We start from the raw sequence: 26,211 nt of genomic DNA on the forward strand, positions 1-26,211 counted from the left end.
ATTTTGGCCGTTTAGCGGCTTAACCCATGCATATACAACCAGACCAATCCAACGATTAGGACCACGGTCGCTACGATTCTCTTAACTGTGCTTACTCGACCAATTCTTGGAACACCTAATGTATACGCTACCAAGAATCCGGCAGCTAGCCCCCCAATGTGTCCAGCGAGATCAATCCCTGGCGCAAAGAGGTCAAACAAGATGTTCATCACAACAAACCCCAAGAAGGTCTGTGATAACTGCCGAATATTGGGATTTTGCCAGAAGGACTCCCCAAGCATCAGGAAGGCTCCAAAAAGGCCAAATATAGCGGTACTAGCCCCGGCAGACAAACTATCGGAGAAACAGAAACTTGCAATATTCCCACCGATTCCCGAAACCAGGAAGATGCCCAGGAACCGAGCATGTCCGAAGGCCGCTTCAATTTGAATCCCCACAAAGTATAACGTAATCATGTTCATTAGGATATGGGTAAAGCCAATGTGTAAAAAGATTGGCGTGACTAACCGCCACCACTCACCTTGTTGGATGAGAACGTTTACCTTGGCCCCGTACGTAATCAGGACGTTAACATTGGTGCTTCCCCCACTGACGGTCATGGCCAGATAGACCACAACCATGATCGCGATTAAGCCCACGGTCATAAAGGGTTGGTTATCCAAACGATTCAAGCGATATTTGAATTTTTGTGCCACCTTGCCGCTCCCTTTCTACTTGGTTGGTGCGACGAGCACTCGGTCGAGAATGACGTCGAAGGAGTCAACTTGCCAGGTTGGCGCACTCACCTGCTGAACAGAAAATGCCAACGCGACCTTGGTTCCCGTGGTGTGTGGGAGGTAGCGGTCATAATAGCCGCCACCAAACCCGACCCGTTCGCCACTCTGAGCGTACAGCAAGCCGGGCACCACCAGCAAGTCAAAGTCAGCCGGTGAGACAATCTTCCCGTCTGCCGGCTCCATCAGGCCAAATGCGGTCTTGACCAGATGCGTATCGGCAGTCAGCGTATGAAACGCCATCTGCCGGGCCGGCAGCGTCTGCGGGACCGCCACCGTCTTACCAGCTTGCTGAGCGGCAGCAATAATTGGGGCCGTAGACAGCTCTAAATCAGTACTGATGGTCGTTGCAATGGTCGTTGCTTGTTGCCACTCGGGCAAGGAAAACAACTGCTCATAGAGGCTCTGAGCACCCATTTCACGTTCTGCAGGAGAAAGCTGCTTCAAAGCCTTGATCGTCTGCTGACGCAGATTTGCTTTAGTCGCCATGATAGTTGACCCCCTTTAAGAAAATTTCAATAAAAAAAGGTGCGGGCTCCCGCCCGTACCCTTACTTAGTTTCGCGATGCAAAGTTACTTTCCGGTCACGTGGGCAGTACTTCTTAAATTCAACCCGGTCCGGATTATTACGCCGGTTCTTGCTGGATAAGTAGTTGCGTTCGTGGCATTCAGTACATTCTAAAGTGATGTGTACACGCATTGTGGGTAACCTCCCAACTTTTTCAGAATTACAGGCTAGAGCCTTAACTTGTAATATATTACCATTATCCCGGGATAATTACCAGTCAAAATTCTAAATATGTTAAGGGAAAATACTTAACAGCTGAATTATCGGGCCCTGAGCGGGTTCGCTTATCCCTTGCGGCAAGGAACGTGACGCCGATGACCATTTTCCTTCAACATTTCCGCCCCGTCCATAATTCAACACGTTAGCCTAAAAAAGGGTTCTGACCGTATGACTGGTCAGAACCCTTCTAAAATCTTATTGATCAACTGTTGAAGTCGATTGCACAGACTTCCAGTAAGCCGCATAAATCTTCTTCGCTAACTGCATATTGTTACTTTCGGCGTTAACCCCCAGGTTAGGCATGGCCAAGGCCACCACTACCTGTGGATGCGTCGAAGGTGCATAAGACGCCAGACTCAAGGTAACCGTTTCGCTACCCTTGTAGAACGTTTGTGCAGTCCCCGTCTTAGCGGAAATCTTAGGTGTAATGGATGACAGCTCCCCACCGGTCTTGTAAGTATTGCTCCCATGAACCACGTCATAGAGCCCTTCCTTGACCAAACGCTTCTGAGCAGCCGTCATATCAATCGTGTTCAAGACCTTAGGCTCTACCGTCGACTTCACGGCACCCAGGGTCCCATCAGACTTGGTTCCTCGAATCGACTGGACCACGTGCGGTGCGATTCGCGTCCCACCGTTGGCGATCGTCGACATGTACTGGGCCACTTGAAGGACCGTGTACGCATCGTAGTTCCCAAAGGACAAGTCCAAAGCATTCCCAATGTGGGCGAAACTGCTAGACCCTTCCAACCCGGAACTTTCACCAGGCAGGTCAATCCCTGTCTTAACCCCGAGACCGAACTGTTTGAAGTAACCCCGTTCGATATCGAAGGCCTTGGTGCTCATGGTCAGAGCGGCACCGGATGAATAGTTAAATCCGGCTTCCTTCATGGCCAATTGCATCATATAGGAGTTAGACGACACTTCCAACGCCCCGGCAGCGTTAACGGCGATGTTCGAGCCGCCACCATGGTTAAACCAGGAAGACTTCTTCACCCCACCGACGTTGATCGGCATATCGGTTAACGTACTGTTCGTTGGGGTAATGACCCCCTTCATCAAGGCACCAGAAACCATGGCCCCTTTGACCACGGACCCCATAACAATATCACTATTAAGGGTTCTCAAGGCGTTGTTGGTAATCTTGCCCGAAGATGGATTGCGGTCAACCCCGGCCATCCCAATCACGCCCCCGGTATTCGGATTCATGACGACGGCATAGGTCCCCGTCGAATAGCCACCAGCACCTTGTTCGGCTGACTTCACTAACGACTGTAGCTGACTCTGGAACTTTGAGTTGATGGTCAGTTGAAGGTTGTCCCCCTTCTGGCCGCCATACTTCTGAACTTCCTTTGTCACCGTGTTGTTACCCGCAACCTCAACCTGTTTTTCGGCCTTGGTTCCGCGTAACACGGACTCGTATTCCTTTTCCAGGTATGATTGCCCGACACTGTCATTTCGTGAATAACCTTGGGCCAAGAGTTCGTTAATCCGATCGCTTGGTAACCCAGTCTTTTCCGAAGAAACGGTCCCGATGATGGAATTCATCGACGTCCCATTCGGATAGTCACGTGACCAGCTGGTCCCAACCTTAACCCCAGGCATCTCGGATAAATGTTCCCCAATCTCAGCAATTTCACGATTGGAAACCCCAGAATCCTTGATGTAAGTTGTAGACAGAGCATAGGCCCCACTCATCTTCGCAAAGATTGTCGCCGCATTTTGCTGGGACTTCGTCAATTTGAAGGATGAGTCATTTTCGAGATAACTATGTGCCTTGTCATAGAGCTGTGTGACGGTCATCCCCTTGGTCCCGGACAATTTACCTTCCACGGCCTTCAGGTTCTTGGAATCCGTTAAGTAGTAATCAATCGCCTGACGTGGCGTTAAGCTACTCGTCGAAACCGTTAAGTAATCGCTTAATGTATTGGCAATCTGATACATGTTGGTCGATAAAACATTGACCCCTTTAGTATAGGAGATCGCTTGATGCGCTTTGTTCCCCACTAGAACTTTCCCGGTGGAATCGTAAACCATCCCCCGTTGAACGTTAGTGGTTTCAATCGTGGTGTCGGTTGAGTTCACCTCAGCCTTGAATTTTGCCCCATAGAAGACTTGCAGATACGCCAACTGACCAATCAGCGCCGCAAATAATAGGGCAACAATGATGAAAAGAAAGTTTAACCGAAACGGAATCTCCGACTTTTTAGGGCCGCCAGATCGCTGACTTCGGTTGCTTACTCGATTATAGAAATTCTTCACAACAGTTCTGCTCCTTATTGTACAGCTACTATTTTACCAAACTTCACCGCGTGCCACTATCCCGCTACCGAAATTTAATGTTTCTATGCTATTCTAGAGACCATAATCAAAAATGTACAGGATCACGTGCAACTTTTATAATTTCTAAAGATTGAGGTGGCTTTTTTGCAAGATCGAAAACAGCGTCAACGGCTTTCACCACGCCAATTAACTCTGATCGGGGCTTTCCTGACGCCCTTCATTTTAATGACGGCCTATTTTATTTACCGGCAAATGGCTCCCTTTGGGTCGAGTAGCCTCCTGACCGTCGACTTGGGGCAACAATATATTGATTTCTTTGCGTACATGCGGCGCGCCCTGCTTCACGATCCCAGCAGTATCTTCTACTCCTTTGCCAATGGCTTGGGTGGCGAAATGTTGGGGACCTGGGCCTACTACCTCTTGAGTCCCCTGAATTGGATTCTCCTGTTCTTCCCTGGGTCATCGCTCACCAGCGGGGTCTTCATCATCACCGTCCTCAAATACGGTCTGGCTGGTTTGACCTTCGCCTGGCTACTATTAAAGACGACGAAACAACGCGGCTTATTCGTGATCACCTTCGCCACGGCCTATGCCCTCATGGGATGGTCCGTTGCGAATCAGTTGAACGTCATGTGGCTCGATGCCGCCTACCTGTTACCCCTGGTATTCTATGGGCTCTACCAGCTCATGCACACCGGCAAATGGCGGTCCTACGTGATTTGGCTGGCGATTGCGTTGATCGTCAACTACTACATGGCCTACATGATCTGTCTCTTCATGATCCTTAGTTTCATTTTTCTTGCCGTCGATCGTTATACCGGTTGGCGTCAATTCGCTAAACAGGCAGGTCAGTTCGCGGTGACCTCAATCACGGCGGGCCTACTTTCGGCGGTCGTCCTTCTGCCAACCTGGTGGTCACTCTCCCAGAGTAAGGCCCAGTACACCGTCACGTCGTTTAAATGGAAGTTTGAATTCTTTCCCCCAAAAATGGTGGCGAAGTTCTTCCTTGGCTCCTTTAACTTTGACCAGATGCCATCCGGTACAGCGAACCTCTTCATCGGGGCAATTGCCTTGATTGGGGCCCTCTTCTACTTTGGCGATCGCCGCATTCACCTGCGAACCCGGATTACCGCGGGTCTGATTACGGTCTTCCTGGCACTGTCACTCTGCGTTCAACCATTGGATCTGTTGTGGCATGCTGGTCAATTTCCCGTCTGGTACCCCTACCGATTCTCTTTTGTCGTGAGCTTCTGGCTCATCTGGTTGGCGGCTCAGACGTTGACCCTCGACTTTCAGCCGAGTGCCTTGGCTATTGCCCTGGTCACTCTGATTGTCGTGGCTGGCAGTACCTACGTCGCCATCTTCCTCAAACAATTTAAATTTCTTCAACTCAATCAAGTTCTCTTAGGGTTACTCTTCGTCATTCTCGCATTGGCCTTAACGACCCTGCCGGTCAAACACCACTGGATCTATCCGATTACCTTCTTCGTCATTGGGGTGACCGAGGTCACGGCCAACGCCTTCATCTCCTTAAATAACATTAGTTACGTCTCTCAGGGCGAGTACGGCAACTACACCGACGAACTCCAACGCTTGGTCAACGGCGTCCAGAAGACCGATAATGGCTTCTACCGTATGGGTAAAACCTTCATGCGAACCAAGGGTGATGCCTTCCAAACTGGCTTCAATGGTGGAGGCGTCTTCTCCTCCGTTCTACCCAAGGCGGTTCCGGCCTTCTACGGCAACACTGGGAACCCTGACGGCGACGGTTTCGTGGCCTATAGCAACGGAACATTGGTCACCGACTCCTTGCTAAACATGAAATACTACTTCCAAAACAAGAAGCTTTCCGGCGCATTGAGTGGGTCTAGCATGCTCCCTGCCACCAGTAATAAAGCCGATCTGGCAGATTATCGCGCCCTAAGTCAGGATCAATGGGCCACGACCTATCAGAACCCTTACGCCTTACCGCTTGGTTATGCGGCAAGTTCCAAGATTTTATCCTTGAAAGACACGACCGCCGATCCCGCGCAGTATCAGGCAAATTGGCTATCCGCATTGACCGGTCGTCCAGCCGATCGGCACTTATACCAGGCCGAGAATTTCGATCAGGTTACCTTTGATAACATTAACCAACAGACCAAGATCACCGGGGCCGTTCTCCAAAAGAAGAACCTCCTGAAGCCCGGAAGTATCACGTTAACAATTAAACCGAAGACCAACGATGCCATCTACATGACTTTTGGCTCGACGGTTAATCCGGACAACGCCACCTTTGTTCTAAACGGAAAGCCGTTGAATCAGTACAAGACTTACCGGCACACCATCCTGGTCAGTGTGGCCGATCACGCCAAGGGCAAAACCATCAAACTCACGGTCCAACTAAAAAAGGGATCGTTGTGGTTGGAAAACTTCACCCTTTACCGGTTGAATACGGCACAGTTCAAATCTGCGGTCACCCAGCTTAAGACGAGTCCGTGGCGGTTGACTAAGCATAACAGCCGATCATTTAGCGGCACCGTCACGACGAAGAAGGACAACCAAATCCTCAACACGTCGATTCCCTATTCCGCTGGCTGGCGTGCAACCGTTAACGGTCATCACGTCAAAACCTACAAGACTGTGGGCATGTTTACGGCACTTAAATTACCACGTGGCACTAGTCGCGTTACTCTATCCTACTGGCCACCCTTGTTTAACGTGGGGCTCCTAATTAGCGGCATAACCGCATTGAGTCTCATTGGTGGCAGTTGGTTCTGGCGACGGCGTCACTAATTTCAGACAAACGAAAGGCCTCAACGAGCATACTCGCTGAGACCTTTTTTCGATCAAGCTTAATCTAGTTCACCGTTTTCCTTATAAATGTACGTTGGCCCATCTGTTTCAGGGTCGTAATCAATCGTCAAATCGTATCCGACGAAAAACCACTCATCACCCTCGGTGATATAGTACGTCACATCATCTTTCTTTTCCGCTACGATGGGATCACGGGGATGGTCATCGGGGGTCATCCCCAGTGAAAAGCCTTGGTGCACAGGGGTCTTCCCGTAAACTTTGCCGAAGAACCGAATACCGCGACCAGTCATACCCATCTCGTCGCGAAACCACTTGCTAGCCGTATCAGTCACCGTAATCTTCATGTCGTAGGACTCCCTTTACCGTTTAATGAACTCGCTTTCACCACCATTTATACCACGTCCGCAGCTCTGTACGCAAGGTAATGGTTGCGCTTCCATTATGGCGGAAGTTCAGCCCCATTACCACCCTTATGCTTGTGGGATTAGTCACGAATTCCTACTTATTGCCGATAACAAAAGGGAGGCAACGATTGTCACCTCCCTTGGACTTGCTGTGAAATTAGCTTTAGAGAACCGGGTTCCGTGTTAAACCTAACCCGGTTCTCTTTGAATTTAAATTGTCGAAACGTGTGCCAGAAGGCAGTTGGTTCCGCTTAACACTGATTTCCAAACAATCCCCCAAAAAGGGATTATTCGGAAATCACCGTTAATGCTAGCCAGCTAAGCGCCTTTTGGCACACTCTTTTATTCCACGTCCAAGATCTTAACGGACATATCCCCACCAGGTGTTGGGAAGGTGACTTCATCACCCTTGCGGTGGCCTAACAGGCCCTTGGCAATGGCCGAGTCGTTAGAAATCTTGCCGGCCATAGGATCGGCCTCAGCAGCTCCCACGATGGTGTATTCTTCAGGTTCTTCATCTGGTAATTCCTTGAAGGTAACCTTCTTACCCACCGTTAACTCGTCCTTGTCAGTGCCATCATTATCAATGATTTGGGCGTATTGGATCATCCGTTCAACCGTGCTGATCCGGGTTTCTAACATACTTTGTTCGTCCTTGGCTGATTCGTATTCGGAGTTTTCGGAAAGGTCCCCGTATGACCGGGCGATCTTGATACGGTCGATAACCTTAGGTCGTTGAACCATCTTTAAGTCTTCGAGTTCCTTTTCGAGTTTTTCTTTACCCTCTTCAGTCATTGGATACATTTTATCTTGTGCCACGCTGAACACCCCTAATTATTAGTTTTAATTTAGTCGCCCTGCCATCTGGCGGGTCGCTAGTCTTTGTCGATGCTATCTCACCGAAAAGTGTGCTAAAAAGGCCGCCGATGCCGAATCAACGCCATTAGTGCTGACCGGCTAGTCGTCCCTTTTACACACTGAATTTTGGTTAAGTTCACAAAAGGTTAGCCCAGTTGCAGCTAACCCGTCCTATTCTATATGGTTGTGTCTGGATTGTCAAAAACTTGGTGATTCCCATTAGCTTCGAGGATGGCCCGAATCTTCGTGACCAAGAGGTCAATTGCCACTTGGTTTTCCCCACCTTCTGGCACGATGAGATCGGCATACCGTTTCGTTGGTTCCACGAATTGGTGGTACGTTGGCTTAACCGTCGCTAAGTACTGCTGGATGATGGAATCTAAGGAGCGACCCCGTTCATTCATATCCCGTTCGATCCGACGAATGATCCGGATGTCATCGTCAGTATCGACGAAGACTTTGATATCCATCAAATCCCGTAGACGTTCGTCATCTAAGATTAGAATACCTTCCAAAATGATGACATCACGCGGTTCTTGGTGGATAGTCTTGGTGCTTCGCGTCGAAAGATTGTAGTCATAGACTGGTTTTTCGATGGGTTGGTAGTTCAGCAGTTGTTGTAACTGACTGATTAACAAATCCGTATCGAAGGCCAGTGGGTGGTCGTAGTTCACGGCTGCCCGTTCTTCCATGGTCATTTCTGACTGGTCATTGTAGTATGAATCTTGTTGTAAGATCATGATCGAATGTCCAATCAACTGATTGAAGATTGCCCGACTAACAGTGGTCTTCCCACTTCCGGAACCCCCGGTAACACCAATAATGATCGGTCGCTTTTTTCCTGCCAAATCTGTCGCCATCCTTTATTTATTATCGCTTGCTAGTGAACTGGTTAATGCTTGATGCTGGGCATAGGTTTCTGAGAAGTAAACCTTCCCCGTCTTGGTATTGGCAATGAAGTAGTAATACCCCTTGCTACGGGCCTTCGGGTGAAGCACCGCCGTAATCGACGAGGTACTTGGATTATCAAAAGGTCCAGGCCCGAAGCCCGTGTGAATGTACAGGTTGTAGGGTGACTTTTTCTTCAAATCCTTGTAGGTCAACGTCTTCTTGGTGGTCTTCAAGGCATATTGAACTGAAATATCTGACTGTAAGGCCATCCCAGCCTTCAGCCGGTTAAAGAAGACACCCGCGATCTTGTCACGATCGTTTTGCGATACCCCTTCACGTTCAACCAATGAGGCCAACGTCAAGACTTCCTGCACACTGTACTTTTGCTTCTTAATTGTCGCATAGTTGCCTTGCAGGTTCTGATTGGTCTTGGCGACCATCTGCGTCACGATCTGCTTGAGCGTCATCTTCTTGCCAGCCTCATAAGTGGCTGGTGCCAGGTAACCCTCTAACCGATAGCGAACATTCTTCGCTGACTTAGCGGAACCCAACAGGTCTGGGTACTTTTCAGCGAGCTGGTTGAAGAAGGTCTCATCACCCATCAACTTGAGAAATTCCGTCTTGGTGAAGTCCGTTTGAATTGGGATTTCGGCGGCCAGTTGGTCCACCGTTTCCCCTTCGCGAACTAAAAGCTTGCCCGCCGTGCTTTGGATGGGTTCAGCCGAACCACCCTTCTGCAACTGCTTGACAATCTGATGCAAGGTCATTGAGGGCTTGAGTTGATAATAACCGGCCTGAAAGTTCGTGAACTTATTGGATTTAACGTAGTAGTTAAACACCATGCCGCTCTTGACGACTTTCTTATCCTGAAGAATCTGGCCAATCTTATTGGATGTGGCGCCCAGGGGAACGTGAACCTGTACCACATTGGTATTCTTCGTATCCATGGGCTTTAACGCCGTCTGGAAGAAATGATACCCAAAGAATCCAATTACAACGGCTAAAATTACTATCAGGCTAATCACCCCGACCATAATCTTGTGGCCAAACGACCGTTTGTTACCCGAATCCTGCCGTGACGGGATGGGATTTTTGTCATTATCCAACTTATTTCCTCCGTTCTTTGCCATAGTCCACTCCATTATACAGAAGTTCCCCGCTCGCGGAAACATGAAAGCGCTACTTTGATAAAATTGTAATCTTTAGGACTTATAGGAAAGACGCGCTCAACTCTCAAGAGAGAATCAAACGCGTCTAAAGTAAACAAATTAACGGATTTCGGCACCAAGTTCTTCTTCAAGACGCTTGGACACCTTGTCAAAGGCTTGGGTCACGGCGTCGTCCACCAGTGTCTCATGCTTGTCTTGATACGTTAACGTGTAAGCCAAGGACTTCTTGCCCTTCGGCACCTTAACCCCATCGTAAACGTCAAACAGCTTGACGGATTGGAGGAAGGCCCCACCGCGACGTTCGATTAACGCCACGATCTGTTCGTTGGTAATGTCGTTGTCCACCAGCATCGCAATGTCACGGGTGATCGCTGGGTAACGAGAAATAACATCGTATTGATTTTCTTGTTTTGGCATATCCACAATCGCCTGCAGGTTTAATTCGAAGACGTAGGTTGCGCCGACCTTGAACTTCTTGGCAATCGATGGGTGAACCTCACCTAAGAATCCGATCCGGTGGCCGTGAACTAAAATGTCCGCGGTCCGTCCTGGATGCATCTCTGGCATGTCAGCATTTGGCACGTAAGTCACATCACCATTAACGGCCATATCCTTGAGGTAGGCCGCCACGATCCCCTTCATTTGGAAGAAGTCGACCGGCTTTGCTGGTTGGTTCCACGCAGCAGGTAGTAAGGTTCCCGTGATGGCACCGGCGATGTGTTCCTCTTCAGCGGGACGATCTTGACCGTCCTCACGATAGAAGACCCGCCCCTGTTCGTATAAGGCCACATCTTTGACCTTCCGAGCAGAGTTGTAGGCGATATCGTCTAACAAGCCGGTAATGAGGTTCATCCGCAGGACCGCGTGATCCACCGTCATTGGCCAAGCCAATTCAGTGGTCTCACTGGCCTGCATCATGAACATCTTAGCTTTGTCGGCCGTCGTTAAGGCATATGAAATCGCCTGGTTGAGGCCTAAACCTTCCAGAGACTTCCGAGTAGCCCGCACTAAGCGTTGCTTAGCCGTCAGGGAACCCATCGTCATCCGGCCAGTTGGTAACGTTGCTGGCAATTGATCATACCCGTAAATCCGGGCGATTTCTTCCAACAAGTCGGCTGGGATGTGAATGTCATTACGACGCACCGGAACCGTTACCGTCAGAGTATCCGCGCTGATCGTGACTTCGAAGCCTAAGCTTTCCAGAATATGGGAAACTTGGTCCATGGTCAATGCCGTTCCGAGAATGGCGTTGACATGCGTCAATGTAAGGTTGATAACGGCGGGTTCAGGAATGTTGTGACTGCCAACGACAGTGCCCTTTTGGACTTCCCCACCAGCGAGTTCGTTCATCATCTGAGCGGCAGCGTCCAAGGCCTCTTGCACACCAGCTTGGTTAACGCCCCGTTCAAAGCGTTGGGAAGCGTCCGTATGAAGATGATGCCGTTGGGCTGCCTTCCGGATGTGGTCGTGTTCGAAGACGGCGGATTCAATTGCCACCGTGGTCGTGCCTTCCTGAATCGAAGCGTCCAAACCACCCATGACACCAGCCAAGCCGATAGGCCCCTTTTGGTCAGCAATCACGATGTCATTTTCGTCGAGGTCGTGGTCATTTTCATCTAAGGTGGTTAACTTTTCACCAGCCTTAGCCGTCCGAACGTAAACATCTTCGCCATTGAACTTGTCATAGTCAAAAGCATGCAGGGGTTGCCCGTATTTCAACATAATGTAGTTCGTGATATCAACCACGTTGTTGATTGGCCGCATCCCCGCGTTCCACAGACGAATCTGTAGCCACATTGGACTTGGGGCCAATTTCAAATTCTTCACCAGACGCATCCGGTATTGTGAGGACAGCGCGTCATCCACGTGAACGGCCAATTGGTCGTCAATCGCAGCACCATCTTCTTTGACCTCTGGATGGTCTAATTCAACTGGTTTGTCGTAAATGGCAGCCAAGTCATGCAACGTCCCGTAAAGACTCAACATATCCCCACGGTTAGGGGTGACATCCAGGTCGATCAGGCTGTCGTTCATACCCAGGTAGTCGTAAACGGCATCCCCGGGAGTAGCATCTTCTGGCAAAACGTAAATGCCGTCTACGTACGCCTTAGGTACAACATCTTCACTGAAGCCAATTTCCTGTAAGGCACAGATCATCCCAGCAGATGGGACACCACGCATCTTAGATTTTTTAATTTTCACGTTGTTGGCGATCCGTGAGCCAGGTAAAGCCACGATCACATTTTGCCCTTCAGCAATGTTCGGCGCCCCACAGACAATCTGTAAGGGTTCTGCTTCCCCGACATCGACCTGACAGATGTGCAGGTGATCGGAATCAGGATGGGCTTCAACTGACAGGACGTGGCCGACCACGATCTTCTTTAACCCATCGCTAGGCTTGGTCACGTCATCGACTTCAACGGAGGTCCGTTCAATCTTTTCGGCCAAGTCAACGGGCTTAGCGTCTAAATCTAAATATTCTTTAATCCAATTGTATGAAATCTTCATGGTTGGCGACTATCCTTTCTTCGTAAATTGTGTGAGGAACCGGACATCATTGAGGTAGAAGTTCCGGATGTCATCGACACCGTACTTCAACATCGCAAAGCGATCGGGACCAACCCCAAAGGCGAATCCGCCGTAAACGTCGGGATCCACGCCAGCCATTTTCAAGACGTTCGGATGAACCATACCGGCACCTAAGACTTCGATCCAGCCAGTATTCTTGCAGACCTTGCAACCCTTACCGCCACAGTTGAAGCAGGTAATGTCGGCTTCGACTGAAGGTTCAGTGAATGGGAAGTAACTTGGCCGTAAACGAACGTCGAACTTGTCCCCGAATAATTCGTGGGCCAAGACCTGCAACGTTCCCTTCAAGTCAGCCATGGTGACGTGCTTGTCGATAACCAAGCCTTCCACCTGATGGAATTGGTGGGAGTGGGTTGGATCATCGGTATCACGCCGGTAAACGACCCCTGGGGAGATCATCTTCAAAGGCCCCTTGCTGAAGTCGTGCTTTTCCATCGCCCGGGCTTGCATTGGTGACGTCTGCGTCCGCATCAAGATTTCCTTCGTGATGTAGAAGGTATCCTGCATGTCACGGGCTGGATGGTTCTTCGGCAAGTTCATCATTTCAAAGTTGTACTTGTCTTCTTCGACTTCGGGACCACTCAGAACTTGATAACCCATCCCCAAGAATAAGTCCTCAATCTGATCCACAATCTGCTGGATCACGTGGGGTTCACCCTTGGCAACCGGTGTCCCTGGCAAGGAAACATCGATGGTTTCCTTAGCCAATTGGGCGTTCAAAACGGCTTGTTCCAATTCTTCCTTACGTTGCGTCAAGGCAGCTGTCAGATCATCTCTGATCTCATTGGCAAACGCCCCCACCTTTGGTCGTTCAGCGGTATCCAGGTCACGCATTCCCCGAAGAACTTCGGTGATGGGACCCTTCTTTCCTAAAAGCTGGACACGCACTTGATTAACGTCTTTTAAATCTGTTGATTGCTTGATATCTGCTAAACCGCGTTGCCGCAGCTCGCTGAGTTTATCTTTTAACGACATACGTCATCCTCCATTTATCTAACAATAATCTAGCTAACATACCCTTCGACGAGATTTGAGGCCAAAATTGGCACCTCTTTTTACAAAAAAGGCTCCGTCCCCATAACTAGGGACGAAGCTTCGCGGTACCACCCTGATTCAGTCGGTACTCAAAAAGCACCAACCACACTCAGAAGTGATAACGGTCACTCACCGGTCAATCATTCATCACGTCTCCATGACTCCCGATTACAACTCAAGAACTGAATTCACCCAAGTAATTTGAAGTTTGCTTCCAATCAAGGCAAACTCTTCCTGACAAATTGCACCGGCTACTGCTTTTCTATCATCGTCTTTAAATTATTACATGTCATAGCCTAGCGAATTTTGGCGTCGCTGTCAACACCTACTGGTCTTCTTCAACAGGACAAGACCACTTGTCCGACCAGGCATGAATGGCGGTCATGACATCCTTAAGTTCGGCACCCTTGGTGGTCAACTCGTATTCAATCAACGAATTGTCAGGAAAGGTACGTCGTAAAATGACGCCATTAACCTCTAACTCCTTAAGCCGCTCAACTAACACACGGTCGCTACAGCGGGGCACTTTCCGGGCCAAATCCCGGAACCGCTGTGGCCCTTCCTGCAGAAGCACTTCAATAATGAGGCCATTCCACTTCTTTCCTAGGAAGGAAAAGGTTCGTTCAAACCGCGGGCAGAGTGAGAAGTCCACTCCGGAACCCGTGGCTGTATTTGATGGTACTGTTTGCATATTCAACTCGCCCCCATCCGCGTTTCAACGAAACTAGGCGTTCGGCGTTAACTTTTCAACCAACGTGTGGACCCGCTTGCGTGCTGGTCCACAGAATTCGTGGACAGCTTCGTAATCGTCGACCAACGACACAATGGCACTTTCCCGGTACTTCGGCATAGCCAGGGTTGCCCCCCACATGTGCTTCAGAATGATATCCTTTTCCATCGGGCTTAAGTCCGTCAGCTTCTCAGCATTACGTAAAGCCACCCGTGGGTGGATAAAAGCATGGGACCCTAAGTTAAACTTCGTCGTTCGCCAATCATAATAGAAGAGATCATGTAACAAACCACCTCGTGCAGTGGCCCGGGTATTCAAACCAAGTTTCTTTGCAATCAAATAGCTGTTATACGACACCGAAATAGAATGTTCCAAGCGTGTCGAATGGTGGTGCTGGGTGTAATTCGCCAGGCGTTGGACCGGCTCCTTTTCCAACAAGTCAGAAACTAAGGCAAGGTACTCGGGGTCATCACGCCAAGTAAGTTTGTTCATAGAATGCTTCCTTTTCATATAGATTATGATTTTTTGTCTCTCAATTACACTATATCATACTGCCTTTGGCGCAAAAAGCAACCAAATTGCTCGTGATCGACCGTGGTTAACCCTTTCTTAACCTTATTCGGCCAGACGAAACATCACGATCCCAGCAGCAATGGCAACGTTCAATGACTCTGCCTGTCCCTTAATCGGAATGTAAAGGTTCTGTGTGGTCATCCGTTGCAGATCGGGGGCCATCCCATTGCCTTCATTTCCCATAACAATGGCACCCTGACTCAGGCTGGGCACGTCACGATAGTCCTTGGCCTGCGGGTCCAGATTGGTCCCATAGACGGGTAAATCACGTTCCGTAAAAGCCGTGATCCAGTCGTGAAGGTCACCTTCGACTAACTGAATGTGAAATTGGCTTCCCTGCATGGAACGTAGCACTTTGGGTAGAAAACGACTAACACTTCCACGCCCCAAGACAACGCCGGTCAGGCCGGCCGCATCGGCAGTCCGCACCATGGTGCCAATGTTTCCGGGATCTTGAACTTGATCCAAGAATAACCAGATGCCACTGGCTTGCTTCGGATCAACGTGGTCGTCGTTAGGCATGGATGCCGTTGCAAAGATTCCCTGTGGCGTACTGGTATCCCCGATCGTTTGGGCAATACTGTCCGTCAATTCGTAAATGGGGACCGCTGGGAAAGCCCCCTCATGTGCCGTGAGCTGCTCTTCAGTCCCCATGATGGCCGTGAGTGGAAGACGAGCCTTAATGGCCTCCTGCACCAAATGCCAGCCTTCTAAGAGGTACGTCTGTGTGGCCTTGCGTCCCTTCTTCGTCGTTAAGGCCCGCCATTGCTTGACCCGTTTATTTTGACTCGATGTAATCCGTTCTCTCACCTTTGATTACTCCCATCCGTTACTTTTTTCTAATTTTACCACACCACTAGGCAGACCTGAGCACTCGCGGTATGATTAACCTAAATCTTTTCATAGGAGGTTATTCGCCTTGGAAACGCAAAAAATCATAGTTGCTGGCCGGGTTCAGGGCGTCGGCTTTCGCTGGTCGGCCAGCCAATTGGCCCAGCAAATCGGACTGACCGGCACCGTGCGTAACCGTCGCGACGGTCAAGTAGAACTGATCGCCACCGGGTCAGCAGACCAACTTGCCCAACTCGTTGTCCAGCTCAAGCGGGGACTGACTCCTTGGATTGTGGTGGATCGGCTCAGTGTCACCCCGCTCCCCTTACATAAGTTTTCTGACTTCCAGATTATTATTTGAAAAACGGCGTCAGATCAAGTAATATGTTGACTGTTAATGACGATTTCGTCGTTTGGGGGCGTGCGCGCTCTACATCGTTTACTAAAAAGGGGTTCAAATTAAATATGAAGATTTCCAAAAAGGTCTCGGTAACCGCCGCATTGGCGGGACTAGCCTTAGTCCTCAGCGGTTGTGTGCAGACTAAGAATGGTAAACCATACGGCTTTGTCTACGATTATCTCGCCGTTCCTGGACAGCACGTCATGGACTGGCTTGCTAACGCCTTTGGTGGTAGCTATGGCTGGGCCATCATCGTCCTAACCTTCCTCGTTCGGATGATTCTATTGCCCGTCATGGTTCGCCAGATGCGTAGCGCTACCGTTCAACAAGAAAAGGTTTCAATGATTCGACCACAACTGGCCAAGTACCAAGAAATGCAAAAGAATGCCAAGACTCAAGAAGAAAAGGCTGCAGCCGGCCAAGCCATTATGGCTGTTTACAAGAACAATGGAATTAGCATGACCGGTGGTCTCGGTTGCCTGCCACTGTTGATTCAAATGCCAATCTTCGCTGCCCTCTATGCGGCTATCCGGTATTCACCAGAACTTTCCAAGGCTGCCTTTTTCGGGATTCCTTTAGGAAAGTCCAGTTGGATTCTCGCCATCTTGTCCTTTGCTGCCTACCTGTTGCAAGGTTATCTCTCCACATTGGGCGTGCCTGCTGAACAGAAGAAGCAAATGCAAACGGCGATGCTGATGTCCCCCATCATGATCTTGTTCTTCACAATGAGTTCACCTGCTGGTCTGGGACTTTACTTCTTCGTCGGTGGACTGTTTGCCTGTGTGCAAACCTTAATCATTAACTTCTACCGGCCCCGTATCCGACGTGAAATCAGTGACCAAATGGCCAAGAATCCAAAGCCAGTCGTTGAGGTGCCAATCGTCAAGCCAACTGAAGTTAAAGCTGCTAAGAAACAAGTTCAACAGAAAAATCGCCAACGTAACGCTGGTAAGCAACAACATCACAAATAAAGTCATTTCAAAAGGGCCATTACTGAAAACTCAGTAATGGCCCTTTTTGTATCTAACAATATTTGAATTTTCTCCTTTAGACTTAATCCATTCAGTTATCTCAAATCACTCTAGATAAGCAGCCTAACAGCCCATTATAGTCACGAAATTATCGGAATAAATAGATTGTTTATTGCTAATAGCAATATGCTTAACATCAGCATTAATAGCCTGCAATTTTAGCTCATCATCAGGTTCTGCCGCACACCGCTGGGAACACTTTCGCGTTCGACAGCTTTCCAAGTTTCGACATTTTGTCCCTTGGTTTCAATTTTTAGGTAATGATGTGGTTTGAGTTTCCATTGCGCGTCAAAAGTCAGCTTCCGTGATTTACCTTGTTCGTTGTAAGTTTGTAACACATAGGTGTACTCATCCTCACCGCCACCCCCGATAAAATGTTTGATCGGCTGACTCGTGGTGTCAGCATACACCGTTTCATTCTTCACCCAGGGATTGACGTTGTCGAGTGCCATAGCCATCTCACTCCCCCGATTACGGGTCATGGCTGGGGCAAAGATGGCCCCAATTGCCAACAAAATTAGCAGTGTCCCCACAATGGTCAATAACGTTTTAAGAATTTTCATGAATAGCTTCCTCCAAGTTGCTTAGTTACTAGACTAACTAACTAGTTATCTTAGAATACCCATTCTTGGCTAACCTGTCAACCCCATGATCGCTTTTTTTGACAGCAAAAAAGTCGCGGACAAAACCTCCGCGACTCACAACACTGTCTTTCATGATAATTAGGACTTTGGATCTTCCGAATGATCGGTGTCATCTTCCAGCAAGGCCGACTTAATGCCAGTTGGCACATTACCATTGGCGATTGCCTGGGCCTGTTCTTTTTTGGCATTTAAGATCTTTGCCGTCGCATCTGGCAAAATCGGTAACGAAATCCGGAATACGGAACCGTGACCGACCGCACTTTCGATGTTAATTCGTCCATGGTAGGCCTCAATCAAGCGCTTGGCAATTGCCAAGCCTAACCCATTACCACCCTTGGTTCGAGAACGGGCCTTGTCAACACGATAGAACCGATTGAAGACGCGATCCATATTCTGTTGCGAGATCCCTTCACCGAAGTCCTGAACCGCAACCTCAACGTTACGCATGTCACTCTCGAACGTCAGGTGAATCTCCTTACGCGCCTGAGTGTACTTGACCGCATTATCCAGGAGAATAATCAGAATCTGTTCCAAATGGTTTCGGTAAATTTGCACCTGAACTGGACGATGAACATCGTCGTCCAGAATAAACGTGAAGTCTGGATGAATCATCTTGAAGTTATCGTAGACCTGTTGGACAACCTCACTGACGTTGGTCACCTCATTGGTATAGTTGACTTCAATCTGTTCAGCCCGTTGGAGATCTAACATCTCTTGGACCAGGCTCTTCATCCGCTTCGTTTCCTGCAGAGAAGCCTTGATCGACTCGTCTAAGACCTCTGGATCGTCTTTTCCCCAGCGATCCAACATTTCCATGTGGCCTTGAATAATCGCCACCGGCGTTCGCAATTCGTGAGAAACGTCCTCCACGAACTGCTGTTGTTGGTCCATATACCCCTGGGTTGTGTCTAACATGTCGTTAAACAGCGTTCCCAGGTCGCTGAGCTCATCGGTATGCCGAATCTCGGGTACTCGCCGGTCAGTCTGTGGGTCCTCTCTAACGGCATGTATGGTCTCTCTGATGGCTTCTACTGGCCGCAGTAGAAATGACGCCAAAATGTAGCTCAAGATCGCTGCCGCCAGTCCCGCAATCAGACCAAGCACCAAGGCAACCTGGTAAAGTTTCACCTGTGTCGCCCGATAATCTTTCAGATTGTCGGTCACTTGCACGTAGCCTAACAAGCGGTTTCCTTGCTTACTGCGGATGGGCATCCGCCCCACAAGGTGTTTCACCTTGTTGATCGTCTTCACGCCAATGCGCTGGTGTGAAGAGGTCTTAAATGGGGCCACGGTCTTGTCGGTCGCATAGAGAATTTGACCTTGGGTATCGTACACCGTCACCGTCTGACTATCCCGCGACAATGTCGATAAAACAGCATTGTTGTAAGGCATGGTCCCTTTTCCTTTGCCACTGGGTTCGTCAGCCAAGACTGTCCGTGGTCGCAACAATTCGTCAACTTGGCCACTCGACAACGCCTTTTTCTGACTGCTCAAGCGCTCCACGACAACGTTCAGTGAATCCGCCACGTGAGTCCGTTCCTGCCGCATTAACACCGTCATAAAACTGTTAAAAATAAGAATGATGATAACCGCGAAGATGACAAGCACCCCAAGTGCGGTGGACAGGGTCCATTCCCATTTCAAAGAAAGACGGAAGCCCCGCTTTTTAGGCTGTTCTTCCGTTTCCTGTTCTAATTCAGTTGCTTTCACGACCGCATCACGTACCCTGTCCCACGGACTGTCTGGATGTAACTCTTCTGGCCAGGAACATCAATTTTATTTCGTAGGTAACGCACGTAGACGTCGACCACGTTGGTTTCGACTTCGGATTCATAACCCCAAACCTTGGTTAACAGCACGTCACGCGCTAACACCACGTTGATATTTTCCATTAAGGCCAGGAGTAATTCGTATTCTCGCTTCGTGAGGTTGATCACTTCATCGCCACGCCGAACAATCCGGTTTTCCTTTTCGATGGTTAAGTCCTTGAATTTAACCGTAGTTTGCTTGGTGTTCTTTTGTTCGCCCTCAAGGTGAATCCGCCGTAAGAGTGCCCGGACCCGAGCCAAGAGTTCTTCAATGGCAAATGGCTTCACAATGTAGTCATCGGCCCCATGGTCTAACCCAGAAACGCGATCGATCACGGAATCTCGGGCGGTCATCATGATAATTGGCGTGCTCTTCACTTCACGGACCCGACGAGCCACTTCAATCCCATTCAGTTCGGGGAGCATCAGGTCGAGCAGAATCACATCAAAATCCTGTGACAAGGCTGCCTCCAACCCTGTCCGTCCGTTAAACTGCACGTTGGTCTCATAGCCTTCGTGCTTTAGTTCTAGCTCAACAAAGCGAGCAAGATTTTTTTCATCTTCGATAATTAAAATTCGACTCATTGCACTTTAACTCCTCTGGTTGGTTAACTGCGTTCGAGTCGCCGCAAAACCACCAGCGACAAGGACGTCCGATATTCATTTCAACATTTAATTTTATCATAGTTTCTCATAATTGTATGCGAAAACCACCATCCCTTTCATATTTATCTAATTATTAAACCTTCTGGTCCTTGTCAAAAAGCCAAAAAGGAAAATGCAACCGGTTGTACCCATTTGGCTATCTTGCTTCTGAAAGTCTATCTGCACGTTGCTTCACATTCGGTTAGTCAGAGAATATTCTGATTGATCCGGTGGTGACGGGCCCCGGGGCGACGGCATTTGAAAATTATTTATTTTTTGTTCATTTTTTCACTTGAAATTGAGAGCGAATTTAGTATACTAGCCTTGTAGACAAAATAAAAAGGAGTCTTAAATTATGAAAGCAGCAGTTATTCGCGATTCAGTTGACGGTTACGTTGATATTAAAGATGTTACCTTACGTCCCATCACCCACGGTGAAGCCTTAGTTAAGATGGAATATTGTGGTCTTTGCCACACCGACTTGCACGTTGCCGCTGGTGACTTCGGTAAGCAACCAGGCCGGATCATTGGCCATGAAGGTGTTGGTCGTGTTATCCAAGTTGCCGACGATGTTGACAACTTAAAGATCGGTGACCGTGTTTCTATCGCTTGGTTCTTCAAGGGCTGTGGCCACTGTGAATACTGCTTGACTGGCCGCGAAACGCTTTGCCGTAACGTCAAGAACTCTGGTTTCACTGTTGACGGTGCCATGGCTGAAGAATGTATCGTTGATGCCAACTACGCCGTTAAGGTTCCAGAAGGCTTGGACCCAGTCGAAGCAACTTCCCTTACCTGTGCCGGTGTAACCATGTACAAGGCCCTCAAGGTCGGCGAAACGAAGCCAGGCCAATGGGTTGAAGTTGTTGGTGCCGGTGGTTTAGGTAACCTGGCTATTCAATACGCCCACAACGTCTTCGGTGCCCACGTCGTTGCCGTTGATGGTAACCCTGACAAATTAGCTGCTGCTAAGGAAAACGGTGCTGAACTCCTGATCAACCGTCATGACGACAACGTTGCTGAACAGATCCAAGAAAAGGTCGGCGGTGTCAACAACGCCCAAGTCACTGCGGTTAACAAGGATGCCTTCACGCAATCCGTTAACGCTTTGAAGCCAGATGGTAAGTTAGTTGCCGTTGCTTTACCACAAGGTGACATGGAATTAAACATTGCCAAGACTGTCTTGGATGGTATCTCCGTACGTGGTTCCCTGGTTGGAACTCGTCAAGACTTAGCCGAAACCTTCCAATTTGGTGCCGAAGGTAAAGTTCACCCAATCGTTCAGACCCGTCGTTTGGATGAAGTTAATGACATCATTGACGAAATGAAAGCTAACAAGATTGTTGGCCGGATGGTCGTTGACTTTACTAAGTAATTAAAAACTTCAATACTTCCATGAAAAGCCCGCTCTCCGTGACAGAGCGGGCTTTTTGCTGATCTTTTTTAGATGTACAAAGCGTGTAGTGTTTTCAGATCCGCCGCCGAGAGTTTTAAGTGCCCTTGATCCATGGGATACATGACCGAACGGCGACTTTGACTGTGGTCGAGACCGATGGCGTGCCCGACCTCGTGAATCGCCACCGACGCTCGAATCCCGGTCTGTGGGTGCGCCAGGTTCATCCCCGCATGGGCCCGATTGATGGTGTAGGTTCCCAGACCGACGTAGTGCTCGATCTCGGGCCCACCCTCACCCAATTCTAAATAGTCCGGTCGCCGGTCATCGACCTCGCGGTGATAGGTAAAGAAGGTAATCCCATTCTGGCGTCCCCGCGGTTTTCCTGGAATTAAACGAACCGCCCCGGTTTGATTGTAGACGGCCACCGCCTTCTTAAAGGCCGGCCGCACCACGCTGGGAACCTTGGCGTCAAAATGATAATAATAGGTTCGCCGAAGCGGATGTTCGCCGGCAATTTTTTCAATTGGTGTTGGTGCGCCATCCTTGGGCCGTGGAAGCGCTGTCTCTAATTTCCGCACAGCATGTTCAGCCTGAATCAGGCTGGCGTGAAAGTTACGCGGCATTTCCCAAATTAAAAATACGAGTGACACAACAACTATAACGAGCAGTCCCCATCGACGTTTGGTCATCGGTAATCTCCTTGTCTCTTATGATTAAAAACTAGTTTAGCCGCTTTAGCCGCTAATCCCTAGAGATATCTTATCCAATGCCCAAATCCTGCGACGCTAACTTTTATTTTTGCGCCGCCGATAATTAGTCTTATTATATTTTAATCAGCCGACCGCCAGAACTATATAATTGTGCACAACCTTTCGATCATATGAGAATTTGTTAAAAATTTGAAATTAAAAAAGACGGAACCAGTCGGTCCGTCTTCAAGCTCATTTATATCGTTAGCAAGTCTGCTGGGGTCTTTAATAGATACGTCGGCTGTTCTGCCTTGACTGAATCGGGATCTGCCGCTCCCCACATGGCCGCTGCGGTAGCTACCCCAGCATTATGGCCCATCTGCATGTCATACTTGGCATCGCCAATCATGACACTCTCCGCCAAGTCTAGGTCAAACCGAGTGACCAGATTCCAGATACCATCCGGGGCCGGCTTGTAGTGGTCTACCGTATCCGACCCACTCACCGCCGCAAACGTCCCGTTTAATCCCACTTGATCGAGATTACGCCGAAGAGGAACCGAATGCTTGCTGGACACCACGTAGAGGTTAGCTCCCCGTTGGGTTAATTGTTCCAACGCCGTTGCTATGCCGTCGAACAAGGTAATCCCTTCTTGCTCCGTGACATGGTACTGCGAACGAAAGACCGTATAAAGGTCCTCCAGATCTTGGTCGCTCAAATCTTCCTTCGCCATTTTAGCAAAAGAGACTTCGATCGGCACGCCCATGTAGCTCACGACGGCCTCGCGACTAGGAATGGCTAGCCCTTGCGCTTCATAGGCGCGTTGCGTCGACAACACCGCAACATTACGGGTATCTGCCAAGGTACTATCAAAATCAAAAAAGAAGTTTTTCATCTCACTCACCTCGTCAAATCATCTGCGAACAATACCGCTTGAATCGTTCGTAGGACACCATCATGCTCGTTGTCGAGACTGGTGGTCTGCGGCGCTGCCTCCCGGATTCTTGCCGGCGCATTGGCCATGGCCCAGCCTTGGCCAGCATAAGTGATCAGGGACAGATCATTATCACCATCGCCAAAGGCCATGATATCGTCAGCCGGCACGTCAAAATGCCGGGCTAACCACTGGACGGCAGGAAGCTTACCAACGTTTGCCCCGACGACATCAACCACGCCATAGCCGCTGTCATGGGCGCGCAACCGGCCATCAAAATAGGCATTGAGGGCTGTCACTAGTTCAGCCGCCTGTCCCGGTGCTGTTGAGACACTGATCTTTTTGATGCGATCGGTCACCGTTGCCAGATCATCAACCTGTTGGAGATTGTCATAGAACTTGGCCGCAGCATCAAGCAACACTTGCGGGGCACCAGTCTCGGTATAAGATCCATTCTGTCCCACCAAGATGATATACGCATTCGCTAGTACCGCCTGCTGGCGATCAACCGTCACAAACTGATGAACCTGTTCGTCCGTCAGACTGCCATCAAAGACCTGTTTACCTTTAAGATAGATAGATGCCCCATTCTCCGCCACGATCGCTAAGTTGTCAGCCATGACGTCCTTGAAGAGTTGCTTCAGGTGGGCAAATTGATTGCCAGACGACAACACCAGCTGAATCCCCCGTTGATCAAGGGCCTGAAGGGTTTCCTTAAAGAGGATCTGATTGAAGCTCTGGTCATTGTGTAGTAGCGTCCCGTTTAAGTCGGTCGCGATTAATTTAGTTCCCAAAATTTCACTCCTCGGATAGTAGTCAGTGACGTCATTATACCTGTTTTTTAATTGAAATGACAAAAAAACTCCCAGAAGCCGCGGACTTCATGGGAGTTTCTTATTGCTAATTCGTTAAAATTAGTTGTTTGCGTTCTTAACCGCAACGACCTGACGGCCATCGTAGAAACCGCAACTTGGGCAAACCATGTGTGACTTACGTAATTCACCACAGTTTGGGCAAGGAGTCAAACCTGGGGTAGCCAACTTAATGTGACCCCGACGCATACGCTTCTTCGTCTTAGACGTTTTCCGTGCTGGTACAGCCAAAGAAAACACCTCCTTTTAATAAAATTATATCCACTAGTGAAAAAATTTTTAAGGCTTACAAAGGCGATTATTGATCATCCTGATCAGGGAAGAAATCTTTTAACTTTGCAAGACGTGGATCAACTGATTGATTTTCCTTCTCGACCTTAGCAAGATCAGCTTCCGCAACGACCGCCCAGTCATCACCGGTTGGCATTGCGGCACCTTGCTTCTCGGTGTCTGAAAGAATGTGCATCGGAATTTCTAAAATAATGTTGTCCCCGATGGCCTTGTCGAAATCGATCAGGTCATCTTTGACCACCATCACCACATCAGTTTTCTCAAACCGCTGTGTGGCTTCCGGGTCGGACACATAAAATTCCGTCATGTTAAAGGCTACTGGTAAGTCCACCGGTGTAAGTGACCGGCTGGATGGGACCGTTAAGTCCGCAGTAACCTGTGCGTCAACGACAACGTCACCACCCGTAATCACGGATACTTGACCCTTGACGTGGACGGGACCGAGGTCTAAGACCTCTTCGCCGTATCGTTCCATCAAATCGGCGCGTAAATCTAAAGTCTCATCAAACGCCAACGGGTCGTTACGGTGACTTCTTCGTAGCTCGGTCAATGACCATTTCATCGTAATCCCTCCAATGCAACGTGATAAATTATACCTGTCAAAAATAATGATGTCAAGGTAATTTCCTTGATAGTCGATCAGAATCCGCTATTTTTACGGGAATTCGACCATAATCCTGTGGGACACCGGTAATCAAGGTACGAATCGCCCCCAACCGATTATCCAAAGCGCCGGCCCCATTTAACCACGCCCGATCAGCGCGGCTGATCAGTGGCAATGCGACTTGCTTCTTAATCTGATGGAGATAAGCCTGCCCACGATCCGAATAACCTAAAACCCGCAGATATTGCGGCTCGGCGACCATCTCCGCTGGCTTGATCTGACCCAACAGATATGTTGCCTGTCGCTGTAAACGGGTATAGGTGTAGCGTTTCGTCTTCACAGCCTGCATAAAGGCTGCAAAGCTGACACTGTCGAGTGCCGCGCGCTGCAGACGATACTCGATACCCTCCGTAATCTGATAATACTGCCGCAAATCAGTCACATGACCGCTCACAAGTTGGTACTGTAACGCTGGCCAGAAATCTTCCCAGTCGGTTAGTTGAGCCGTCTGGAGTGCCGCTAGCGTGCTTGCAGGCACAACCGGGGTAATTGCCCCCCAGTCGTGTTCAAGGGCCGCAGAACGGATAGCAGTCGCACTGGCAAACGGACTCGCCGCTGTGATTGTCTGATCACCGTGCTGACTCCCCCGACGGGACAAAGGAACGAGTCGCAAGGACTGCCCCTGTTGCCGATTAGCCAACGTATAGAAGAATCCCAAGATATCATTGGGATCCTCAAGGGCAATTCCCGTTTGATCCTTGAGATAGCCTTGAAATAACTGGGCATAGGTCTGATCATAGCGCTTAAAGGTGGCCGGATCCGTCGGCAGATTTGCCATCAGGCGATCATAATCCAGGTCTGGGTGTTCGGTTCCAAAAGCTAACCAATCACACCCTAAGGCCCCTAAAATGGCCACACCACCAGCGGCAAAGAGATTCGCTGGTTGAATGGCGATCGCACTTGGCAGTTCGACCACCAGATCGACGCCACCAGTCAGCGCAGCTTGTGCCCGCTCCCACTTGTCCATGAGCGCCGGTTCACCGCGTTGGACCCAGTTACCACTCATCGCGGCCACCACCACATCAGCCCCCGTCGTGGTCTTCGCCCGACGAATCTGATCGGCATGCCCGTTATGAAACGGATTATATTCAGCGACAATCCCCACTGCATGTAACGTCATG

At 49.3% G+C, this 26,211-nt stretch carries 26 protein-coding genes; 4 read left to right on the forward strand and 22 right to left on the reverse strand.

Annotation, left to right across the window (positions count from 1 at the left end; translation table 11 throughout):
* Nucleotides 1-11 precede the first annotated feature (11 nt).
* The 4 genes from IV54_RS03170 to IV54_RS03180 form a co-directional block, all read right to left on the reverse strand.
* Nucleotides 12-644: a rhomboid family intramembrane serine protease gene (locus tag IV54_RS03170; RefSeq protein WP_083488490.1), complete on the reverse strand. Its 633-nt coding sequence runs from the start codon at nucleotides 642-644 to the stop codon at nucleotides 12-14.
* A 66-nt stretch (nucleotides 645-710) separates the two neighbouring features.
* The gene (locus IV54_RS03175; RefSeq protein WP_057877946.1) at nucleotides 711-1,262 is read right to left on the reverse strand and encodes a 5-formyltetrahydrofolate cyclo-ligase; all 552 of its coding nucleotides are present in this window, start codon (nucleotides 1,260-1,262) and stop codon (nucleotides 711-713) included.
* 61 nt (nucleotides 1,263-1,323) lie between these two features.
* Complete coding sequence (gene rpmG, locus IV54_RS11470; protein WP_011667723.1) at nucleotides 1,324-1,473, reverse strand: 50S ribosomal protein L33; 150 nt, start codon at nucleotides 1,471-1,473, stop codon at nucleotides 1,324-1,326.
* A gap of 282 nt (nucleotides 1,474-1,755) precedes the next feature.
* Complete coding sequence (locus IV54_RS03180) at nucleotides 1,756-3,822, reverse strand: peptidoglycan D,D-transpeptidase FtsI family protein (protein WP_057877947.1); 2,067 nt, start codon at nucleotides 3,820-3,822, stop codon at nucleotides 1,756-1,758.
* Nucleotides 3,823-3,978: 156 nt separating this feature from the next.
* Here IV54_RS03180 and IV54_RS03185 point away from each other — a divergent pair, with 156 nt between their 5' ends.
* Nucleotides 3,979-6,618, forward strand: a complete 2,640-nt coding sequence (locus IV54_RS03185) for a YfhO family protein (protein ID WP_420806168.1) — start codon at nucleotides 3,979-3,981, stop codon at nucleotides 6,616-6,618.
* Nucleotides 6,619-6,677: 59 nt separating this feature from the next.
* On the opposite strand, the gene IV54_RS03190 is transcribed toward IV54_RS03185, so the two are convergent.
* The 9 genes from IV54_RS03190 to IV54_RS03230 form a co-directional block, all read right to left on the reverse strand.
* On the reverse strand, nucleotides 6,678-6,983 hold the full coding sequence (locus IV54_RS03190) for a HesB/YadR/YfhF family protein (protein WP_057877949.1): 306 nt from the start codon (nucleotides 6,981-6,983) through the stop codon (nucleotides 6,678-6,680).
* Nucleotides 6,984-7,385: 402 nt separating this feature from the next.
* Nucleotides 7,386-7,847: a transcription elongation factor GreA gene (gene greA, locus IV54_RS03195; protein ID WP_373875081.1), complete on the reverse strand. Its 462-nt coding sequence runs from the start codon at nucleotides 7,845-7,847 to the stop codon at nucleotides 7,386-7,388.
* Between the two features lie 230 nt (nucleotides 7,848-8,077).
* The gene (udk, locus tag IV54_RS03200; protein ID WP_404819859.1) at nucleotides 8,078-8,749 is read right to left on the reverse strand and encodes a uridine kinase; all 672 of its coding nucleotides are present in this window, start codon (nucleotides 8,747-8,749) and stop codon (nucleotides 8,078-8,080) included.
* A gap of 15 nt (nucleotides 8,750-8,764) precedes the next feature.
* Nucleotides 8,765-9,922, reverse strand: coding sequence for an endolytic transglycosylase MltG (gene mltG / locus IV54_RS03205; protein WP_057877952.1), 1,158 nt, complete (start codon nucleotides 9,920-9,922; stop codon nucleotides 8,765-8,767).
* 138 nt (nucleotides 9,923-10,060) lie between these two features.
* The gene (gene pheT, locus IV54_RS03210) at nucleotides 10,061-12,469 is read right to left on the reverse strand and encodes a phenylalanine--tRNA ligase subunit beta (protein WP_057877953.1); all 2,409 of its coding nucleotides are present in this window, start codon (nucleotides 12,467-12,469) and stop codon (nucleotides 10,061-10,063) included.
* A gap of 9 nt (nucleotides 12,470-12,478) precedes the next feature.
* On the reverse strand, nucleotides 12,479-13,525 hold the full coding sequence (gene pheS, locus IV54_RS03215; RefSeq protein ID WP_057877954.1) for a phenylalanine--tRNA ligase subunit alpha: 1,047 nt from the start codon (nucleotides 13,523-13,525) through the stop codon (nucleotides 12,479-12,481).
* A 385-nt stretch (nucleotides 13,526-13,910) separates the two neighbouring features.
* Entirely contained in the window at nucleotides 13,911-14,276 is a 366-nt protein-coding gene (locus tag IV54_RS03220; protein WP_057877955.1) for a winged helix-turn-helix transcriptional regulator, read from the reverse strand.
* Between the two features lie 33 nt (nucleotides 14,277-14,309).
* Nucleotides 14,310-14,807: an HD domain-containing protein gene (locus IV54_RS03225; protein WP_057877956.1), complete on the reverse strand. Its 498-nt coding sequence runs from the start codon at nucleotides 14,805-14,807 to the stop codon at nucleotides 14,310-14,312.
* Between the two features lie 123 nt (nucleotides 14,808-14,930).
* Nucleotides 14,931-15,698, reverse strand: coding sequence for a TrmH family RNA methyltransferase (locus IV54_RS03230; protein WP_057877957.1), 768 nt, complete (start codon nucleotides 15,696-15,698; stop codon nucleotides 14,931-14,933).
* Nucleotides 15,699-15,807: 109 nt separating this feature from the next.
* Here IV54_RS03230 and IV54_RS03235 point away from each other — a divergent pair, with 109 nt between their 5' ends.
* Both IV54_RS03235 and yidC read left to right on the forward strand, forming a co-directional pair.
* A complete protein-coding gene (locus IV54_RS03235) occupies nucleotides 15,808-16,080 on the forward strand; it encodes an acylphosphatase (RefSeq protein WP_057877958.1) in 273 nt (90 codons plus the stop codon).
* Between the two features lie 104 nt (nucleotides 16,081-16,184).
* A complete protein-coding gene (gene yidC, locus IV54_RS03240) occupies nucleotides 16,185-17,090 on the forward strand; it encodes a membrane protein insertase YidC (RefSeq protein ID WP_057877959.1) in 906 nt (301 codons plus the stop codon).
* A 218-nt stretch (nucleotides 17,091-17,308) separates the two neighbouring features.
* Here the strand turns inward: yidC and IV54_RS03245 are convergent, their stop codons facing one another.
* The 3 genes from IV54_RS03245 to IV54_RS03255 form a co-directional block, all read right to left on the reverse strand.
* Nucleotides 17,309-17,713: a YxeA family protein gene (locus IV54_RS03245; RefSeq protein WP_057877960.1), complete on the reverse strand. Its 405-nt coding sequence runs from the start codon at nucleotides 17,711-17,713 to the stop codon at nucleotides 17,309-17,311.
* Between the two features lie 159 nt (nucleotides 17,714-17,872).
* Entirely contained in the window at nucleotides 17,873-19,504 is a 1,632-nt protein-coding gene (locus IV54_RS03250) for a HAMP domain-containing sensor histidine kinase (RefSeq protein WP_057877961.1), read from the reverse strand.
* Nucleotides 19,501-20,187 carry a response regulator transcription factor gene (locus IV54_RS03255; RefSeq protein ID WP_057877962.1) on the reverse strand — a complete coding sequence of 229 codons (687 nt, stop codon included), beginning with the start codon at nucleotides 20,185-20,187 and terminating at the stop codon, nucleotides 19,501-19,503. The genes IV54_RS03250 and IV54_RS03255 overlap by 4 nt, the downstream gene beginning before the upstream one ends.
* Nucleotides 20,188-20,602: 415 nt before the next feature.
* On the opposite strand from IV54_RS03255, the gene adhP reads away from it, so the two are divergent.
* Nucleotides 20,603-21,619 (forward strand): alcohol dehydrogenase AdhP, encoded by a 1,017-nt coding sequence (gene adhP / locus IV54_RS03260; RefSeq protein ID WP_057877963.1) that lies wholly within the window; start codon nucleotides 20,603-20,605, stop codon nucleotides 21,617-21,619.
* Between the two features lie 68 nt (nucleotides 21,620-21,687).
* On the opposite strand, the gene IV54_RS03265 is transcribed toward adhP, so the two are convergent.
* The 6 genes from IV54_RS03265 to IV54_RS03290 all read right to left on the reverse strand — a co-directional run bounded on the left by IV54_RS03265 (nucleotide 21,688) and on the right by IV54_RS03290 (nucleotide 26,210).
* Nucleotides 21,688-22,263 carry a matrixin family metalloprotease gene (locus IV54_RS03265; RefSeq protein WP_162259313.1) on the reverse strand — a complete coding sequence of 192 codons (576 nt, stop codon included), beginning with the start codon at nucleotides 22,261-22,263 and terminating at the stop codon, nucleotides 21,688-21,690.
* A gap of 322 nt (nucleotides 22,264-22,585) precedes the next feature.
* Nucleotides 22,586-23,224, reverse strand: a complete 639-nt coding sequence (locus IV54_RS03270) for an HAD family hydrolase (RefSeq protein WP_057877965.1) — start codon at nucleotides 23,222-23,224, stop codon at nucleotides 22,586-22,588.
* Nucleotides 23,225-23,229: 5 nt separating this feature from the next.
* A complete protein-coding gene (locus IV54_RS03275; RefSeq protein WP_157054342.1) occupies nucleotides 23,230-24,057 on the reverse strand; it encodes a Cof-type HAD-IIB family hydrolase in 828 nt (275 codons plus the stop codon).
* 120 nt (nucleotides 24,058-24,177) lie between these two features.
* Entirely contained in the window at nucleotides 24,178-24,366 is a 189-nt protein-coding gene (gene rpmF / locus IV54_RS03280) for a 50S ribosomal protein L32 (protein ID WP_057877966.1), read from the reverse strand.
* A 67-nt stretch (nucleotides 24,367-24,433) separates the two neighbouring features.
* Entirely contained in the window at nucleotides 24,434-24,988 is a 555-nt protein-coding gene (locus IV54_RS03285) for a YceD family protein (RefSeq protein WP_057877967.1), read from the reverse strand.
* Nucleotides 24,989-25,040: 52 nt separating this feature from the next.
* Nucleotides 25,041-26,210: a nucleotidyltransferase gene (locus IV54_RS03290; RefSeq protein WP_057877968.1), complete on the reverse strand. Its 1,170-nt coding sequence runs from the start codon at nucleotides 26,208-26,210 to the stop codon at nucleotides 25,041-25,043.
* Between the last annotated feature and the right edge of the window lies 1 nt (nucleotide 26,211).

Source organism: Levilactobacillus paucivorans, from assembly GCF_001437125.1.
Taxonomy (GTDB): Bacteria; Bacillota; Bacilli; order Lactobacillales; family Lactobacillaceae; genus Levilactobacillus; species Levilactobacillus paucivorans.